At 63.8% G+C, this 17,662-nt stretch carries 16 protein-coding genes; 12 read left to right on the forward strand and 4 right to left on the reverse strand.

Features of this window, described 5'->3' with window-relative positions:
- Positions 1-12: 12 nt before the first annotated feature.
- From ACM6IM_RS03375 to ACM6IM_RS03420, 10 genes are all read left to right on the forward strand, one after another.
- Positions 13-1,095, forward strand: coding sequence for an ABC transporter ATP-binding protein (locus ACM6IM_RS03375; RefSeq protein ID WP_192303551.1), 1,083 nt, complete (start codon positions 13-15; stop codon positions 1,093-1,095).
- Positions 1,092-1,973 (forward strand): ABC transporter permease, encoded by an 882-nt coding sequence (locus tag ACM6IM_RS03380; RefSeq protein WP_192303548.1) that lies wholly within the window; start codon positions 1,092-1,094, stop codon positions 1,971-1,973. Before ACM6IM_RS03375 ends, ACM6IM_RS03380 begins: the two co-directional genes overlap by 4 nt.
- A gap of 4 nt (positions 1,974-1,977) precedes the next feature.
- Positions 1,978-2,793 (forward strand): ABC transporter permease, encoded by an 816-nt coding sequence (locus ACM6IM_RS03385; protein ID WP_192303546.1) that lies wholly within the window; start codon positions 1,978-1,980, stop codon positions 2,791-2,793.
- Complete coding sequence (locus tag ACM6IM_RS03390; protein ID WP_414864158.1) at positions 2,790-4,271, forward strand: 2Fe-2S iron-sulfur cluster-binding protein; 1,482 nt, start codon at positions 2,790-2,792, stop codon at positions 4,269-4,271. The genes ACM6IM_RS03385 and ACM6IM_RS03390 overlap by 4 nt, the downstream gene beginning before the upstream one ends.
- Positions 4,268-5,437 (forward strand): NAD(P)/FAD-dependent oxidoreductase, encoded by a 1,170-nt coding sequence (locus tag ACM6IM_RS03395; protein ID WP_242525431.1) that lies wholly within the window; start codon positions 4,268-4,270, stop codon positions 5,435-5,437. Before ACM6IM_RS03390 ends, ACM6IM_RS03395 begins: the two co-directional genes overlap by 4 nt.
- Positions 5,438-5,498: 61 nt before the next feature.
- The gene (locus tag ACM6IM_RS03400) at positions 5,499-6,290 is read left to right on the forward strand and encodes an IclR family transcriptional regulator (RefSeq protein ID WP_414864159.1); all 792 of its coding nucleotides are present in this window, start codon (positions 5,499-5,501) and stop codon (positions 6,288-6,290) included.
- A gap of 103 nt (positions 6,291-6,393) precedes the next feature.
- On the forward strand, positions 6,394-7,428 hold the full coding sequence (locus ACM6IM_RS03405; RefSeq protein WP_414864160.1) for a zinc-dependent alcohol dehydrogenase: 1,035 nt from the start codon (positions 6,394-6,396) through the stop codon (positions 7,426-7,428).
- A gap of 32 nt (positions 7,429-7,460) precedes the next feature.
- On the forward strand, positions 7,461-7,820 hold the full coding sequence (locus ACM6IM_RS03410; RefSeq protein WP_027620518.1) for a RidA family protein: 360 nt from the start codon (positions 7,461-7,463) through the stop codon (positions 7,818-7,820).
- 57 nt (positions 7,821-7,877) lie between these two features.
- On the forward strand, positions 7,878-9,377 hold the full coding sequence (locus tag ACM6IM_RS03415) for a CoA-acylating methylmalonate-semialdehyde dehydrogenase (protein ID WP_192303540.1): 1,500 nt from the start codon (positions 7,878-7,880) through the stop codon (positions 9,375-9,377).
- Positions 9,378-9,452: 75 nt separating this feature from the next.
- Positions 9,453-10,880, forward strand: a complete 1,428-nt coding sequence (locus ACM6IM_RS03420) for an aldehyde dehydrogenase family protein (protein ID WP_414864161.1) — start codon at positions 9,453-9,455, stop codon at positions 10,878-10,880.
- Positions 10,881-10,980: 100 nt separating this feature from the next.
- Here the strand turns inward: ACM6IM_RS03420 and ACM6IM_RS03425 are convergent, their stop codons facing one another.
- Complete coding sequence (locus ACM6IM_RS03425; protein WP_414864162.1) at positions 10,981-12,834, reverse strand: ABC transporter ATP-binding protein; 1,854 nt, start codon at positions 12,832-12,834, stop codon at positions 10,981-10,983.
- 135 nt (positions 12,835-12,969) lie between these two features.
- The gene (locus tag ACM6IM_RS03430) at positions 12,970-13,788 is read right to left on the reverse strand and encodes a helix-turn-helix domain-containing protein (RefSeq protein WP_414864163.1); all 819 of its coding nucleotides are present in this window, start codon (positions 13,786-13,788) and stop codon (positions 12,970-12,972) included.
- 108 nt (positions 13,789-13,896) lie between these two features.
- On the opposite strand from ACM6IM_RS03430, the gene ACM6IM_RS03435 reads away from it, so the two are divergent.
- The gene (locus ACM6IM_RS03435) at positions 13,897-14,211 is read left to right on the forward strand and encodes a DUF2834 domain-containing protein (RefSeq protein WP_414864164.1); all 315 of its coding nucleotides are present in this window, start codon (positions 13,897-13,899) and stop codon (positions 14,209-14,211) included.
- Complete coding sequence (locus tag ACM6IM_RS03440; RefSeq protein ID WP_414864165.1) at positions 14,208-14,636, forward strand: MAPEG family protein; 429 nt, start codon at positions 14,208-14,210, stop codon at positions 14,634-14,636. Before ACM6IM_RS03435 ends, ACM6IM_RS03440 begins: the two co-directional genes overlap by 4 nt.
- Positions 14,637-14,663: 27 nt before the next feature.
- Here the strand turns inward: ACM6IM_RS03440 and ACM6IM_RS03445 are convergent, their stop codons facing one another.
- Positions 14,664-16,913, reverse strand: a complete 2,250-nt coding sequence (locus ACM6IM_RS03445; RefSeq protein ID WP_414864166.1) for an ATP-binding protein — start codon at positions 16,911-16,913, stop codon at positions 14,664-14,666.
- Positions 16,910-17,524: a biliverdin-producing heme oxygenase gene (locus ACM6IM_RS03450; RefSeq protein ID WP_414864167.1), complete on the reverse strand. Its 615-nt coding sequence runs from the start codon at positions 17,522-17,524 to the stop codon at positions 16,910-16,912. Before ACM6IM_RS03450 ends, ACM6IM_RS03445 begins: the two co-directional genes overlap by 4 nt.
- Between the last annotated feature and the right edge of the window lie 138 nt (positions 17,525-17,662).

The following is a 17,662-nucleotide window of genomic DNA, read 5'->3' on the forward strand; positions in this document are numbered from 1 at the left end:
CCGAGTGTGAGCATGTCCGAAGACCCTAAACTTTCGATGTCCATCGACATCGAAAACCTGACCAAGACCTACGATAACTTTGCTGCGCTGGATGATGTCTCGCTGTCGATCAAGAGCGGCGAGTTCCTGTCCTTGCTCGGCTCCTCCGGCTCTGGCAAGACCACGCTGTTGATGGCGTTGGCCGGGTTCGTTCGCCCCGATGCCGGCAGTATTCGCTTTGGCGGCCGCGAGATGATCTTCGAGCCTCCGCACAAGCGCGACGTCGGCATGATGTTCCAGAGTTATGCGCTGTTCCCCCACATGAACGTGTTCCAGAACGTGGCCTATCCGCTGAAGCTGCGCGGCTATAGCCGTGCCGACATTCGCCAGCGGGTCGAACAGGCGCTGGCCACCGTGGAGCTGGATCACCTGATCGAGCGCGGCATCACCGAAATGTCCGGTGGCCAGCGTCAACGTATCGCCCTGGCCCGCGCCATCGTGTTCGAACCCAAGATCCTGCTGATGGATGAGCCGCTGTCGGCCCTGGACAAGCGCTTGCGCGAAACCATGCAGCTGGAACTGCGCCGCCTGCACGAGCGCCTGGGGATGACCGTGGTCTACGTGACCCATGATCAGCGGGAAGCCCTGACCATGTCGGACCGCATCGCGGTGATGAGCAAGGGGCGGATTCGCCAGGTCGACACGCCGGTCAATCTTTACGAGCGCCCGTCGAACCGGTTTGTCGCCGAGTTCGTCGGCGAGTCTTCGTGCCTGCCTGTCACGCTGCAGGACGGCCAGGTGCAGTTTCAGGGGCGCCCGTTGCGCGCTTCCAGCGCCACAGCCGGGTTGAAAAACCCGAGCCTGGTGGTGCGTCCGGAAAAACTGCAGTTCGTGACGGCCGATGCCAGCGATTGCAACCTGTTGCACGGTCATGTCACCGATGTCATTTTCCAGGGCGAAAGCCAACTGGTACAGATCGACCTGGGTGAGGGCATGGCCGTGGCCATTCGCCGGCCAACCCGCAGCTCCGCCAGCGACCGTCTGCCGACACGTGGCGAAGCCGTGGTGTTGGGGCTGCACCTGCAAGACACACTGGTGGTGGGAGACGAGCAATGAACCGGACCGAGCCGGGCGCACGCAATGCTCGCGAACTGCTCAAGGCCGAACGGCGCAACCGCTGGTACCTGTTCGGTTCAGGCCTGCCGGCGCTGCTGCTGGTTCTGCTGACGTTCGTGCTGCCGATCGGGTGGTTGTTCTGGCTGTCGCTTTTCGATGCCAATGGCCAACTGACGGTGGAGAACTACACCCGTCTGCTGGAACCGATCTACGTGCTGACGTTTGTGCAGACCTTCAAGATCAGCATCATCGTCACGGTCGCCTGCGTGCTGATCGGTTACCCCTATGCGTACTTCATGATCAAGGGGCCGCGCTGGCTGGCCAACCTGGCGATGGGGCTGCTGCTGGTGTCGCTGTGGACCTCGCTGCTGGTCAGGACCTACGCCTGGCTGATCATCCTGCAACGTCGCGGCATGGCCAATGACCTGCTGATGAGCCTGGGCCTCACTGACGTTCCCTTGTCGCTGGTGCATAACCTGACGGGTACGGTGATCGGCATGGTGCACATCATGCTGCCGTTCATGATCTTGCCGCTGTTCGCGTCGATGAAGAGCATCGACCCGATCTACAACCAGGCGGCGGCGGCTTTCGGTGCGTCGCCCTCGCGTGCCTTTCGCGATGTCTTTCTTCCGCTGTCGCTGCCGGGCCTGGCCGCCGGTGCCACGCTGGTGTTCGTGATCACCCTCGGGTTCTACGTCACCCCGGCCTTGTTGGGCGGTGGCAAGGTGCAGATGATTTCGATGCGGATCGAGAGCGACGTGTCGATGTACGCCAACTGGGGCGCCGCGTCGTCGCTGGGTGTGGTGCTGCTGGTCGCCACCTTGCTTATGTTGTTTATCGTCAAGAAGAGCGCGGGCCTCGGCCGGCGCAGCGAGTGAGACCATGAGCCGATTTAGACAAACCCTGACCGAGGTGGTGCGCGCCTCCTGGTTGTACCTGCTGGTGCTGGTGACCATGCTGTTCCTGGTGCTGCCAACGCTGATCGTGATCCCGATGTCGCTGTCCGATGCACGCTACCTGAGCTTTCCGCCCAAGTCGTTCAGCATCGAGCCATTCTTCAGCTACTTCGCGTCGCTGGAGTGGCGCACGGCAACCAAGGTGTCACTCATCACCGCGACGCTGACCATGCTGCTGGCCACCACCCTGGGCACGGCCGCCGCGTACTCGCTGCACGTCACCCAGTCACGTTTCTCGGGCGTGCTGCGCGGCCTGATGATGGCGCCGATGATCGTGCCCACGATCTTCATCGCCATTGGCCTGTTCTTCGTCTACGCGCGCTTTGACTTGAACAACACCATTCCCGGACTGGTGCTGGCGCATACGTTGCTGGCCTTGCCCTATGTGGTGATCAACGTCAGCGCGGGGCTGCGCAGCTACGACATGACCCAGGAACAGGCTGCCTGTATCCTCGGCGCCAGTCGTTTGCGGGCGTTCTTTGACGTGACGTTGCCGCAGATCCGTTTTTCGGTGATCGCCGCCGCGATGTTCGCTTTTGCCATTTCCCTGGACGAAGCGGTGATCTCGCTTTTCATCAGCGGCGGTGACAGCTCCACCCTGACCAAGCGGATGTTCAGTTCGCTGCGTTCCGAGATCGACCCCTTGATCGCCGTGGTCGCGACGCTGATGACCCTGCTGTCGATCATCATGCTGTGCATCAGCATCATGGCGCAGCGCAAGGCCAAGAGGAATGCGGTATGAGCAACGGCAGTCTGCGCCTTGAACGCGCCAGCACGGAGGTGCTCGAGTTCTTCTGGAACGGTCGCGCCGTGCAGGGTCGCCAGGGCGAAAGCCTGGCGACGGCGTTGCTGGCCAACGGCATCCGCACACTGGCCTGGAGTCGCAAATCCCATCGACCGCTGGGCTATTCCGGCAGCTATGTCACCGGTGTCCTGGCCCGCGTGGACGGTGTGCCGAATGTGCGCCTGGACCTGGTGCCGGTGACGGCCGGTGCGCGGGTGGAGATGCAGAACTGCTGGCCGGTTCCGGGGTTCGATCTGCTGCGCCTGTCGCGGCTGATTCCTGCCAGCTGGATTCAGGGTGGGTTCGAACACACCAACCTGGTGCCCAGCGGCACGGCACTGTTCCAGCGCTGGGAAGCCATTCTGGCGTTCCTCGCAGGTGTGGCCAAGCCGGCCGAACGTTCAGGCGAAGTGCCGGTGCCCATGGCACGCCACTTGAGCGCCGATGTCCTGGTGATCGGTGGTGGGCCTGCCGGTTGCGCCGCCGCCAATGATGCGGTGGCCGCCGGACGCAGCGTGGTGTTGGTGACACGCGGTCATTCGTTGGCCCGGTATGCCCGGGCGGCGGGCCACGCTCGGCCGACGCTGGACGAGCGAGTACAGCTGGTCAGCGGTGTGGAGGTCTTCGGTGCCTACCGCGAAGGCGAGTTGCTGCTCGCCGCGCCCCATGACCCGGCGCAAGGCGCATTGGCCCTGGAGGCGGACGAGGTGATCCTGGCCAGCGGTCGTCGGGCCTGCCCACCGGTCGTTCCGGGGATGTGGTTGCCCGGCGTGATGGATGTGCGCACGGCGCTGATCATGGCCCATGAACAATCGGTGGCGCCGGGTGCGCGGGTCGTGGTGGTCGGCAATGGCGACCAGGAAGCGGTCGCCAGTCGCTTGCGCGAATTGGGCGTCACAGTGGTCGCCGCGCGACCGGTTAGCGATTTGCGCCGGGTCGTGGGGCGCAGCCGCGTGACGGCTGCACTGTTCGCCAGGTCGGTTGCCTGTGATGCCGTGGTGCACGCCGGGCCCTGGCTGGCCGATGCCAGCCTGACCTTCCAGAGCCGCGCCGAAGGTTTGCTGCAACTGCGCGAGCAACGCCAGAGCCGCCTGCGTGAAGTGGGGTCGGTCATGGAGGCCGATCAGTTGCTGCCGGTGGCCGCGCGCTCGCGACACAAGACGTTGTTGTGCCCGTGCTTCGATGTGTCTGACCACGAGGTCGAGGCCTTGCTCGCACAGGGCATCACCGACCTGGAAGTGATCAAACGCCTGACGTCCTGTGGCATGGGACCCTGCCAGGGGCAACCCTGCTGGGATGCGCTGCGCGCGTTGGTCAGTGCCCGCAGCGGCATCGCCCTGGCCGGGTTGGCCCGGCCGACGCTGCGTCCGCCGCGCCGTGCCTTGAGTGTCGCTCAGGCGGCCGGCCTGGCCCCTGTTGTCGAGCCATTGCAATGAACAACCTCAATCCGTTGCCTGGGAAGGCGTCGATCATCATTGTCGGGGCCGGTATCCAGGGCTTGTCGCTGGCCTTCAACCTGGCCGAGCTGGGCGTGCGCGACCTGCTCGTGCTGGACGCCGGTTACTGGCAGGGCGGCGCGTCGGGCCGAAACGGCACGCTGATTCGTGGTGCGTTCAGTTCGCCCGAATGGACGCGCTTCTTCGCTCATTCCTGCCACCTGTGGCAGGGGCTGTCCAAACGCCTGGGCGAAAATGTCATGTACTCTCGCCGGGGTTACACCATGGTGGGCGAGCGCAGTGCCACGGCGGCGCTGCTGGATCGCACGCTTGAAGTCCACAAGGCCTGCGGCATCACGTCCAGTCTGCTCACTCCGGCTCGACTGCGCGAGGTGCTTCCGGCCCTGGCCCATGGACGGGTGAGCGCGGCCCTGCACCTGCCCGACAGCGGCGTGGCGCCGCACCATGCGGCCATGTACGCCTATCGGCAAGCCTGTGCGGCGCGGGGAGTGGACATTCGCTACCGCACCGAAGTCACCGCCATCGACCAGAGCGCCGGGCGAGTCTGCGGGGTTCGGGTGGGGGAACACTGGATTTCAAGCGATACCGTGGTGCTGGCCGGCGGCGCCGAGAGCAATCGCCTGGCGCAACTGGCGGGGGTGCCACTGGACGGTTACCCGATGCGCCTGGAGGCCATGGCGCTGGAGCCGACCCGCCCGCTGATCGGCCCTGCCGTGGCGCTGCTGGACCGACTCTGCTACATGCACCAGACCGCCCGTGGCGAAGTGGTGGGCGGTGCCGAAGTCGCCGAGCGACCGCAGCACACGCTGAACGCCGACGTACCGGTGATGGCGGCGACCGCGCGAGCGTATCTGGAGATGTTTCCGCAATTGGGTCATGCGCGCATCTTGCGCCAATGGGCGGGTCTGGTGCATATCTCCAAGGATTTCGGGCCGTTACTGGGGGCCCACGAGGATTTGTCGGGACTCTTCGTCAGCGCAGGCTGGTGTTATGGCCACGCCGGTGCACCGGCGGCGGGTGAGTTCCTGGCCAAGGCCATTGTCAGCGGCGAAGTGGATGAGCGTATGCGACCCTTCGCCGTCAATAGATTTGAATGCAACCGGCCGGTCGTGGAACCGGGCATTGTCTTGAGTCATTTCGAATGAAACACCGTTTGAACAGCATCGTCACGCACGCGCCTGTCACGGCACCCACAAGGATAACCCCATGAGTTCCCTAGAAGACTCGCCACTCTTCATTACTGCTTTGTCCAAGGGACTGTCGATCCTGACGGCATTCCGTGCCGGGCGTCCGAGCATGAGCCTGATTGAATTGGCGCAAGCCACCGGGCTGAACAAAAGCACCGTGCAACGCTCGACCTTTACCCTCGAAGCGCTGGGCTACCTGTACAAGGAACCCGTGACCAAGCGGTTTCGCCTCTCGCCCAAGTCCCTCGACCTTGGCACCGGCTACCTGCAGACCAGCGAGTTGATCGAACGCGCCAACCCGTACCTGCACGAGCTCAACCGCGACGTCGAGGAGAGCTGCAACCTGCTCGAACCGTGCGGCCTGGACATGCTCTACGTGGCGCGTTTTCCCAGCCACAAGCAGATTGCCATCCATATGCCGCTGGGCCGGCACCTGCCGATGTACTGCACCTCGGCAGGTCGGGCGTACCTGGCCGCACTGCCGGAGGCGGAAACGGACGCGATTTTGGTCGCCTCCGAACGCCAGGGCTACACCGCCAGCACCGTCACCGAGCTGGATCAATTGCGCGCGATCGTCGCCGAGGCGCGTCGTGAAGGCTACGCCTATGCCCAGGAAGAGTATTTCGCCGGAGATATCAGCGTTGCGGCGGCGGTGGTGAATGCCGATGGCTACCCCCTGGGGGCCGTCAACATTTCGGTGCCGTTCAGCCGCTGGAACCTGGAGGACGCGCGCAAACACCTGGCGCCCAAGGTGATCAACACCGCGCGCAACATTGCCAGCGCGACACGCAGTTTACGTCCCGTGGGCTGACGCTCCGGGGAATTCTTTCGACCCGCACACCTGCCGCCGGCCCTGGCCTGCGGTATAGGTGACCACTTGCCCGAAAATCGGGTGGATGTTTCAGGAGAGAGCGATGAGTCAAACCATGAAGGCGGCCGTTCTGCACGCTGTCGGCGAACCGTTGCGTATTGAACAGGTACCGATTCCACAACCGGGCCCCGGCGAAATACTGATTCGCATCGTCGCCTGCGGCGTCTGCCACAGTGACCTGCATGCCATCGACGGCGACTGGTCGGCCTTGCCCACGCTGCCACTGATTCCGGGTCATGAAATTACTGGCCACGTGGCGGCCCATGGCGAGGGTGTCAGCGAACCGGCGATCGGCACCGCGGTCGGCATGCCCTGGATGTACAGCGCCTGTGGCACCTGCGAATTCTGTCTCGGTGGGATGGAAACCATCTGCGAACACCGCGAATCCACCGGCTACAGCAAGCAGGGCGGCTACGCCGAGTACATGGTGGCCCCGGCAGCATTCGTCGCCACGATCGAGCCCGAGGTCGATCTGTACGCCCTGGCCCCCATTCTCTGCGCTGGCGTGACCACCTACCGTGGCCTGATGCGCTCGCGTGCCCGACCGGGGCAGTGGGTGGCCGTCATGGGCATCGGCGGGCTGGGTCATGTGGCGGTGCAGTACGCCATTGCCATGGGGCTGCGCGTGGCGGCCATCGATGTGGGTGCGGACAAGCTTGAACTGGCACGCAGCTATGGCGCCGAGTGCCTGATCAACGCCCTCGACAACCCGGTCGAAACCCTCAGGCAACAGATTCCCGGCGGCGTCCACGCGGTGCTGGTGACCGCCACCGCCAACGCGGCGTTCGAGCAGTCGGTGAAGATGCTGCGCCCCGGTGGAACGGCGGTGTTCATCGGCCTGCCCGGCGGCGATGCCGACACGGTGCGTGCTTCCATTTCCAGCATCAGCGGTTGGGAGCTGTCGATCACCGGTTCCAACATCGGCACCCGCCATGACTTGAACGAGGCGGTGTCATTCGCAGCCCGTGGCCTGGTCAAGGCGCAGATCAACCTCGAACGCCTGGACGACATCAACGACATTTTCGCCCGCATGCGCAAAGGCCAACTGGTCGGCCGCACGGTACTGCAAATCGCTTGATTCAACCCCTTTACTTAGCAGGAGTTATTCCCATGACCATCACCCGACTACAACCCAACCCCGGCCTGCTCAGCCACGCGCTGGTGCACAACGGCATCGTCTACATCACCGGGCAAGTGCCTGCCGACCGTACCCAGGACGTCGCCGGGCAGACCGCCCAGGTGCTGGCGCGCATCGACGCGCTGCTGGCCGAGGCCGGTTCCGACAAGTCGCACATCCTGTTTGCGCAGATCTGGCTCAAGCACGCGGTCCAGGACTTCGCAGCGATGAACGCGGTCTGGCGCGAGTGGGTGCCACAGGACGCGCTGCCGGCGCGGGCGACCGTCGAGGCGAACATGGCGGCGGACAATATCCTGGTGGAAATTGCCCTGCAGGCGGCCGTCAAGGCCTGACTGACCAGCCATTCATACCTGCCGGCGGGGTGAACCTGTCCGGCACTGGAGAGTTTTATGAGCAGTATCGTTCCCCATCTGATCAACGGTGTTCGCGTGCAAGGCACGGGGCGCACCGCGGATGTCTACAACCCGTCCACCGGCGCGGTGACCCGGCAAGTGGCGCTGGCCGACGGCGCCACCCTGCAACAAGCCATCGACGCCGCCCGCGCCGCGTTCCCGGCCTGGCGCAACACCCCGCCAGCCAAACGGGCACAGGTGATGTTCCGCTTCAAGCAACTGCTGGAGCAGAACGAAGCCGAGATCTCGCGATTGATCAGCGAGGAGCATGGCAAGACCCTGGAAGATGCTGCGGGCGAACTCAAGCGCGGCATCGAAAACGTCGAGTTCGCGTGCGGCGCTCCGGAGTTGCTCAAAGGCGACTACAGCCGTAACGTCGGGCCGCACATCGACGCCTGGACCGACCTGCAGCCGGTCGGCGTGGTGGCGGGCATCACGCCGTTCAACTTTCCGGCCATGGTGCCGCTGTGGATGTACCCGCTGGCCATCGTCTGCGGCAACTGCTTCATCCTCAAACCCTCTGAGCGCGACCCCAGTTCGACCCTGTACATTGCCGAGTTGCTGATCGAAGCGGGCCTGCCCAAGGGCGTGATGAGCGTGGTGCATGGCGACAAGGAGGCCGTCGATGGCCTGATCGAGTCGCCCCATGTCAAGGCGCTGAGTTTTGTCGGTTCCACCCCGATTGCCGAGTACATCTACAGCGAAGGGACCAGGCGCGGCAAACGCGTACAGGCCCTGGGCGGGGCAAAGAACCACGCGGTGCTGATGCCGGACGCGGACCTGGACAACGCCGTCGGCGCGTTGATGGGCGCGGCCTACGGCTCGTGCGGCGAACGCTGCATGGCGCTCTCGGTGGCCGTGTGTGTCGGCGATGAGGTGGCTGATGCGCTGGTGGCCAGACTGGTGCCGCAGGTGCGCGCACTCAAAGTCGGCGCCGGTACCGCCTGTGGTCTGGACATGGGCCCGCTGGTGACCGGCGCGGCGCGTGACAAGGTCAAGGGCTACATCGACGCCGGGGTCGCCCAGGGCGCCAGTCTGGTGGTGGACGGCCGTGACCTGGTGGTGGCCGGCCATGAAAACGGCTTTTTTGTCGGCGGCACGCTGTTTGACCGGGTGACCGCGCAGATGAGCATCTACACCGACGAAATTTTCGGCCCGGTGTTGTGCATCGTCCGTGTCGGCAGCCTGGAAGAGGCCATGCAACTGATCAACGATCACGAGTACGGCAACGGCACCTGCATCTTCACCCGTGACGGTGAAGCGGCGCGTCTGTTCTGCGATGAGATCGAGGTGGGCATGGTCGGCGTCAACGTGCCGTTGCCGGTCCCGGTGAGCTACCACAGTTTCGGCGGTTGGAAGCGTTCGCTGTTCGGCGACCTGCACGCCTATGGTCCGGACGGGGTGCGTTTCTACACCCGCAAGAAGGCCATCACCCAACGCTGGCCGCGCCGTGCCAGCCACGAAGCGGCCCAGTTTGCGTTCCCCAGCAACAGCTGAGCCGGCGCAATCCATTTAACAGGGTGAGGACCCGAAATGTCCTCACCCGGTGTCCCAGTCAAGGCGAGTGAAAACATGAACAACGCGCTCAAGTTCTACATCGATGGCCAATGGACCGATGCCCTGTCCGGCAATACCCTGGAGGTCATCGACCCCTCCACCGAACAGGCCTTTATCAGCATCGCAGTGGGCAATGCGCAGGATGTCGACAAGGCCGTCGCGGCGGCAGCCAAGGCCTTCCCGGCCTTCTCGACAACCAGCGTCAGCGAACGCCTGGCGCTGCTCAAGGAGATTCTGCGGGTGTACAACCTGCGTTATGAAGACCTGGTCAAGGCTGTCAGCCAGGAAATGGGCGCGCCATTGCATTTCGCCCGTGACGCGCAAATCTGGAGTGGCCGCGCGCACCTGGAGTCGACCATCAGCGCCCTGGAAAAATTCCAGTTCAGCGAGTCGCACGGCAGCACCCGGGTGGTGCGCGAAGCCATTGGCGTATGCGCCCTGATCACCCCCTGGAACTGGCCGCTGAACCAGATCGTCTGCAAGGTCGCCCCGGCCATCGCTGCGGGCTGTACCGTGGTGCTCAAGCCCAGCGAGATCGCACCGCTGACCGGGATCATCTTCGCCGAAATCCTCCACGAAGCGGGCGTGCCGGCCGGGGTGTTCAACTTGCTCAACGGTACGGGCCCCGACGTGGGCCAGCACATGGCAAGCCACCCCAAGGTCGATATGGTGTCGTTCACCGGTTCGACCCGCGCCGGGATCATGGTGGCGAAGGCGGCGGCCGATACGGTCAAGCGCGTGGCCCAGGAGTTGGGTGGGAAATCAGCGAACATCCTGCTGGACGATGCTGACTTCGAGGTCGCGGTGGCCAAGGGTGTGCAGGGCTGTTTCTCCAACTCGGGGCAATCGTGCGATGCACCCACCCGCATGTTGGTCCCGGCTTCGCAGCATGAGCGTGCGCTGCAGATTGCCCGGCAGACTGCCGAGAAAATGCTCACCGGCAGCCCGCTTGACGCCAGTACCGACCTCGGTCCGGTGATCAGCGAGGCGCAGTTCGCCAAGATCCAGGGCCTGATTGCCACCGGCATCGAGGAGGGCGCCACGTTGGTAACGGGTGGTCTGGGGCGCCCGCAGGGCCTGGACAAGGGCTACTACGTGCAGCCCACCGTTTTCGGCGGGGTGACGGCTCAGATGACGATTGCCCGGGAGGAAATCTTCGGCCCGGTGCTGGCGATCATTCCCTACGACAGCGAAGAGCAGGCCATCGAGATTGCCAACGACACCGTCTACGGCCTGGCGGCCTATGTGCAGTCAACCGACATCGAACATGCCCGCGCCGTGGCGGGGCGCATGCGTGCCGGCTCGGTGTATCTGAACTATCCGAGCTGGGATACCTTTGCCCCGTTCGGTGGTTACAAGCAGTCCGGTAATGGCCGCGAGTACGCCGGTTGGGGTATCCATGATTTCCTCGAAATCAAGGGCGTGGTCGGCTGGGGCAACTGACGCCGGGGGTTCGCTGCATTGGAAAACGTGGGGCCAGGCTTATGAATTCATCGCTTCATGGGCCTGGCCTTCGCTGCATCCACGGTGTGCGCAATCCTGCCTATTCCATCGCCTCGGCCACGCCCTGGTCCTCACCCAGGAACCCACCGCTCTGGTGGTGCCACAACCGCGCGTAGGTGCCGTTCTTCGCCAACAGTTCGGCATGCGTACCTTGTTCGATGATGCGTCCGTCATCCATGACAATCAGCCGGTCCATGGCCGCGATCGTCGACAGCCGGTGGGCGATGGCGATGACGGTCTTGCCCTGCATCATTTCGTCGAGGCTTTCCTGGATGGCGACTTCGACTTCCGAGTCCAGGGCGCTGGTGGCCTCGTCCAGCAACAGGATCGGGGCGTTCTTGAGCATCACCCGGGCGATGGCAATGCGTTGGCGCTGGCCGCCCGATAGCTTGATGCCACGCTCACCCACCAGGGTGTCATAGCCGCTATGGCCTTGCCGGTCGCTCAACTGGCTGATGAAACCATCGGCCTGGGCATTGGCGGCGGCCCTGCGGATCTGCGCGTCGGTGGCCTCGGGACGGCCGTAGGCGATGTTGTCGCGAATGGAGCGGTGCAGCAACGAGGTGTCCTGGGTGACCATGCCGATGGCGCTGCGCAGGCTGTCTTGCGTCACCTGTGCGATGTTCTGACCGTCGATGCGAATCTCGCCGCTGTCCACGTCGTAGAAACGCAGCAGCAGGTTGATCAGCGTGGATTTGCCGGCCCCGGAACGACCCACCAGGCCGATTTTTTCCCCCGGGCGGATGCTCAGGCTCAGGCCATCGAGCACCTGGCGTTCACCGTTGTAGTTGAACCCGACATTGTCGAAGGTCACCGCGCCGCCTGCGGGCACCAGCACGCCAGCGTCCGGCGCATCCTGCACCTTGGGGCCACGGGTCAAGGTCGCCATGCCATCCTGCACGGTGCCGATGTTCTCGAACAGCGAAGTCATCTGCCACATGATCCAGTGCGACATGCCATTGATGCGCAAGGCCATGGCGGTGATCGCCGCCACGGCTCCCGTGCCGACTTCGCCCTGGTGCCACAGCCACAGGGCGTAGCCTCCGGCCCCCATGATCAGGGCCACCACCAATGCCTGGTTGACGATTTCGAACTGGCTGACCAGGCGCATCTGTCGAAAGCCGGTGAGCTTGAAATCCTCCATCGCCGCCCGGGCGAAATGCGCCTCGCGCTTGGAGTGCGAGAACAGCTTCACGGTGGTGATGTTGGTGTAGGCGTCCGAGATGCGCCCGGTCATCGATGACCGCGCATGGGCCTGTTCCTGGCCGACTTGCCCCAGGCGTGGCACAAAGTACAGCATGGCCAGCCCGAACAGCGCGATCCAGGCAATGAACGGCAGCATCAGCTTCAGGGCGAAGCCGCCGGCCAGGGCGATGATCGCGATGAAGTACACGCCGATCCCCGGCAGAATCTCGATGACGGTGAACAGCACCTCACGCACGGCGAGTGCCGTCTGCATCACCTTGGTCGTGACCCGGCCGGAGAACTCATCGGAAAAGAATGAAAGGCTTTGCCGCAGCATCAGGCGATGGAAGTCCCAGCGCAGCCGCAGTGGCAGATTGATCGCCAGTACCTGGTGCTGAACCATGGTCCGCAACGCCACCAGCCCGATGCTGATGACCAGCACAATGCCGATCCCCCACAGCACGCGGCTTTCCTGCGCCTGGGCTTCGCCGCCGGCCTGCCAGGTCGAGAGCAGGTCCACGACCTGCCCCAGAAAGGAAAACAGCCAGGCTTCGTAAATCGACACGCTGGCACTGAGCAGCGCAAACGCCAGGATGTAGCCGCGAGCACCCCGCGTGCAGGCCCACAGAAACCGTACCAGGCCAACCGGCGGCGGCGGTGCTTCGTCGGGCGGGAAAGGGTCGAGTCTTCGTTCGAACACACGAAGCATTGTGGCCTCCGATAGGATCAAGTGATGGCAATTCTGCCACTTAATGAGTGCTTTGAGGGTTTTGCGGGGCAGGGGTTCGGTCGATTGGAGGTGTTGTCCGGAGCGACAGCCTTCTGCACGCTCCAGTCCTCCCGCTCAATGTCGACCTGCTGACCACTGTTCGAACGCCGTTGACATGATCTGCCACGTTTGGCTGTCAGCGGGGATCAGGTGCTCGATGCGCAGCGACGCGACGGTGATGTCGAGGGGCATGCCGAAGGTGGTAAAGGTCGACAGGAACCTCAGTTCGCCGTGCCCGGATCGCACGCGTGTCAGCACCACTGGCGCGGGCGCCGTGTTCAACGGCGGAGGCGGCGAGCCGGGCATGTCCCGCAGCAGGCGAGCCAATGCGGGATTGGCCACTGCTTCGCGAGCTGCGCGCTGCCAGGCGATGGCGCGTATCTCGTGCGCGTTGACCAGGTGCTCACCCAGGCCGCCAGGGCGCAGCAGGGTGTCCAGAAGGTTCAGGCCCGACAGGCTGTCGGCGTCGATGCCGACCAGTGCGAACAGCAGGCCTGTGCTGGCGTTGGCGGCGGTGACATCCCAATGGCCGTTGATGACGATGGCGGGGGCCGGGTTGTTGGCCTGCAGGATGTGGTCGACTGCGTCAGACACCATTTTCATCGTCGGCGCATCGCTGGCCGAGGCGACGTAGCGGGGGGCGTAGCCTGCGGCGAGGAACACTTCGTTGCAATGCTCGAGGGGCACGTCCAGGGCGGACAGCAGGGCGTGCAGGGTGCTCGGACTGGCCCTGGCGCGAGCCGTTTCCACGCAACTCAAGTGACGCTGGGATACGCCCGCGAGCAACGCAAGCTCCAGTTGGCTGAGCCCCGCCTGGCGACGCAGCCGACGCAGGTGTTCCCCGGCGGACGGGCCGGCGACCGGGTTGGTTGAATGAAAAGGTTTTTGGCTCATGTTTCGACTCTGACTGTCCCTGTTGAGTGCGTCCATGACCTGTCAGGTCATTGAGGTACGAGCGACTCTACCACTACTGTCGGGTGACCATTCACCCGGGAGAAGAGGATGAGAACCCATTACCTTGCATTGTTCGTGTTGACGATCTTTGCGCTTTATACCGGTTGGACGATGGCGATCGCCGATCAGTCGCTGGTCGCGTTCGGCCTTCAACTGTTGTCTCGACCCGACACCGCGCAGGTCGTCATCGATCTCTATCTGATGGCGGCGCTGGCTTGCATCTGGATGATCGACGATACCCGCGCGCGAGGCGGCCGGTTGCGGGGCGTGGTGCCTTATCTGCTGGTCACGGCGGTGTTCGTTTCCATCGGACCGTTGTTGTACATCGCGGTCAAGGGCCTGGCGAGCAGGAGCCGGGCATGAGCATCGTGCTGTCAACCTATGCGCTCTGTGTCGTGGCGCTGTTCCTGAAGATGCTGGCAATTTCCTGTTATCAGGGGTACTTCCGGCTTCGCTTCACCGCGTTCATCAATTCGGAAGACGCCGCCGTTTTCAATCGATCAGCCCAGGCGGCGGAGCGGCCGGAAGTCAGCCGGGCCATGCGCGCCTGGAGGAACGACCTGGAGAACATCCCGATGTTCATCGCGCTGGGTGGGCTGGCGATTGCGCTGGATGCGCCCGGCGTCATGACGCTTTGGCTGTGCGGTGGGTTTACCGCCGCGAGGTACGTGCACACGGCGACGTACCTGGCAAGCCTGCAGCCATGGCGAACGGTGAGTTACACCCTGGGTGTCCTGTGCCTGATGGGGCTGGCTGCGGTGGTCACGGTACAGGTCGTGATGGATTGAGGGCGCGCGTAGTCGCACTCCGGCGCCTCATTCAACGCCCTCAATGGACGCCGGCACCGTAAACCTGAACAGGGCGCCACCGCCCGGCTCGCTTTCGGCAACGATGCGACCGCCATGGGCTTCGACGATCCCTTGCGTAATGTACAGGCCCAGCCCGGTGCCGGTCGGATTGCCATCCTTGACCGTCCAGTAGCGTTCAAACACATGGGGCAGGTTTTCCTTGGGAATGCCTTCGCCGCTGTCGCGCACGGTGAACACGATTTCGTTCCCGACGGATGTCGCCTGCACGCCGACGGTGCCCAGGCGCGGGGTGAATTTGATCGCGTTGCTGACCAGGTTCGACAGCACCTGGAACAAACGCTCGGGGTCGGCATGGATACTCAGGTCGGGATCGGCTTCGAAGGAAATGCTGATGTCCTTGTCCATCGCCAATGGCGCGAGCAGCGATTGCGCTTCTTCGAACATCTGCGTCACGTCGAGTTTCTGCGGCGTGATGGTGTAGCGCCCGGCGTCGATTTTCGAGGTGTCGAGCAAGTCTTCAAGCAGCGTGTTCATGCGCCCGGCGGCTTGCTGCATGGTGTCGATGGCGGTGGCGATGCGTCGCGAGGTGTGCGGGCCATCGGAGCTGAACGCCTTTTGCATCATGCCGCAGAGCATCGAGATCACTGTCATGGGGTTGCGCAGGTCGTGGGAGACCACGGCCACCAGCTCGTCGCGGGCCCGCACCGCTTCCTGCTCGCGATGCACCTGGCGGGCCAGGTCGTTTTCCAGTGCCGAGCGGCGCAGATCGTTGGCCGCAAACAGGTCGCCGTGGCTCCATTTGGTGGAGATCCCGGCCATTTCAACCTTCCAGATTTCGAACGAAGTGCGCGGTCGCAGGCGCAGGCCCGCGTCGGAGTTTTCGAGGTCCAGCGGCTTTCTCGGGTCTCCGCTCCAGTTGATGCTTTCTTTCACTTCCGGACGGAACCACAGCACGCCATTGTCCACGGGCTTGGGCAGGCTCATGGCGAGCACGCCGCTGGCCACCTGCCGATAGTGCGCGGCGGGTGGGTAGACGCTGCTCAGGTGATGGCTGGCGAACACCGGCTCGCCGCTGTCCTGCAGCCATTTGTGCAACGCGCGGACCTCGTGCGGTTCGGGGCAGTTGCCATAGCGGTGCAACTGTTTGTCCTCGATGATCGCGATGCCGCCGGCACCGGTCAGCGCCATCAGCACGTGCGGCTGACCGGCCAGGCCGTCGAAGACATTTTGCGGCGAGTCGATCATCGCCTGGCTGAGCAACGCCAGTGCCTCGACCTTTTCCTCACGCTGGCGGCTGACTTCCAGCGCTTCCATCGCGCTGATCTGCAGCGACAGCACCTGGCCGATCGTCTGGCACGCTGTTCGCAACTCGTGCGGTACATGCAGCGGCTGACGATTGCCGCAACTGATCAGGCCCCATAGCCGGTCGCCCTTGAGCAGCGAAATGCTCATCGACGACAGCACGCCCATGTTTTTCATGTACTGGCAGTGGATCGGCGAGACACTGCGCAGGGTCGCAAAGCTCAGGTCCAGCGGGGTCTGCGTGTCCGGGCGCAGCTTCGGTATCAGAGGCACCGGCGCATAGTCGGCGTTGGGGATGATCCGCAGCCAATTGGTGCGGTACAGCTCACGCGCCTGTTCGGGAATGTCCGAGGCCGGGAAGAACAGGCCGTTGAACACTTCCATCGACGGGTCGGAGGCTTCAGCGATGACCTGGCCGTGGCCTTCCTCCTCGAAACGGTAGATCAGCACCCGGTCGTAACCGGTCATGGCCTGGATTTCCCTGACGCTGATGTCGTACAGCGCCTGCAGGGTGGTGGCTGCTTGCAGGCGCTGGAGCATCCGGCCCAGATGGGTCTGGTTGCCGGCGACATTGCGCGGCTGGAAGTTCTCGACGTGGATCTCCAGCTCCAGGATCAGGACGCCCTGATGGCGGTGCAGCAAACCTTCGAACACGGTGCCGTTGACTTCGACGCGCAGGGGCGGCGCGTCGAACAATGTGGGTTGCTGCAACGCTTGCTGCACGGCCTGAGTGTGCGCATCGCCAATGAGGCCGCGCAGTGGTTGGCCGATCAGCGTGTGTGGCGCGCGCGCGAGCAAGGTCTCGACGTTGGCGCTGACCTGGATGATCTCGAGGCCGGGCTCGGTCAGGGTCAGCAGCAGGCCATGGGGTTGAATCGCACCGGGAAAACGGATCGGCTCGTCGGCACAATTGGCCAACAGCTCTTCAAAAGCGTCTTGGTCTTGAGGGGTCATACCAGAACCTCCTGGCTTTCGAGCCAACGCTCGAAACAGCTGAATGTGGTGTGCGCGGCCGTGACGACGGCGACTCGCTCGTCTGCGCTCATGGGGCGGTTGCCCAGGTACTCAATGAACTCGCGCCAGCGGCGTCCGGTGGCGGCACCATAAACATCGAGGAATGCTGCGCCGTTTTCCGCGCCCAGACCCAACCGTGCCGCGATTTCCCGACGCAGGATCTGGCCACCCAGCGTTGCGCCTTCCAGCACATACAACACGCCCAGACAGGCGGCGCTGGAGTCGGTGACGGGCAGCTGGCGGCAGGTTGGCAAGCGTTCCAGTGCCTGTGCCGACAGCCCCAGCGCTTGCAGGTCGCCGCGCAACGCCGGGACTTTCAATCGCGTTTTCAGATTGAAGTCGACGGGCATCGAATCACTGTCCTGCAAGGCGGTTTCCAGCGGCAGGTAGAAGCCGTAATAGGCTTGCATCAGGCGGTTGAAGGCCGGGGTATCCAGGGTGTCGGAGAAATAGGGCAGGCGTTTTTCCAGGGCGATGTGCAGTTCGGCGGTGCCGGCGCGCAGATCCTGTAGCACGGGTGGAACGCTGCTGGGCTTTGATTGGATGGGCATGGATTCTAAAAATTGATCTCGTGATGGCGACGGCTGAGGGTACAGGTCTTCGTCCGACCGCCCTCGGGACGAGCACAGACCGGATGTTCCATTGTTTCGCAAAGCCTGCTCCATGGCTAACTGACATCGATTTTCCGT

The sequence above is a fragment of the Pseudomonas sp. IT-P12 genome (assembly GCF_949767465.1).
GTDB lineage: Bacteria > Pseudomonadota > Gammaproteobacteria > Pseudomonadales > Pseudomonadaceae > Aquipseudomonas.